The sequence below is a fragment of the Bacillus cereus group sp. N6 genome (assembly GCF_016483705.1).
Classification (GTDB): Bacteria; Bacillota; Bacilli; order Bacillales; family Bacillaceae_G; genus Bacillus_A; species Bacillus_A wiedmannii.
Map to the genome: position 1 here is coordinate 1 of NZ_JAEHBI010000235.1, position 373 is coordinate 373.

A 373-nucleotide genomic window follows, 5' to 3' on the forward strand; every position below is an offset into this window, starting at 1 on the left:
CCACTCACGTATTTTTAAACTCCACTGTCCTTCTGGTTGAACTGAATGGTCGTATTTTACTCCGCAACATGAGCAAATCTTGCTTGAGGCGAACCATTTATCAGCTTTTACATACGCAATGCCATACTTCTCGCACTTGTATGATAAACATTGAAAGAAGAAGTTTAATTTTTGAAATGAAAATGCTTTCGATAGTTTTTTGTTTTTTAACAGGTTTGAGATAGATAAGTCTTCCACAACAATCCTCATTGGTTTGGTTTTCACCAATTTAGCTGTTGCTTGATGGATATGGTTAATTCGGATATTCGTAATTTTCCTAGATAACCGCAGGTGCTCAGTTTTAGCTTTTTCATATCCGGCAGATTGAATTTTT

At 35.7% G+C, this 373-nt stretch carries 1 protein-coding gene; it reads right to left on the reverse strand.

Annotated elements, in window-relative coordinates; translation table 11 throughout:
* Window positions 1-373 (reverse strand): RNA-guided endonuclease TnpB family protein (locus JDS99_RS31105; RefSeq protein WP_199696511.1); only part of this gene is annotated, 373 nt, incomplete at both ends.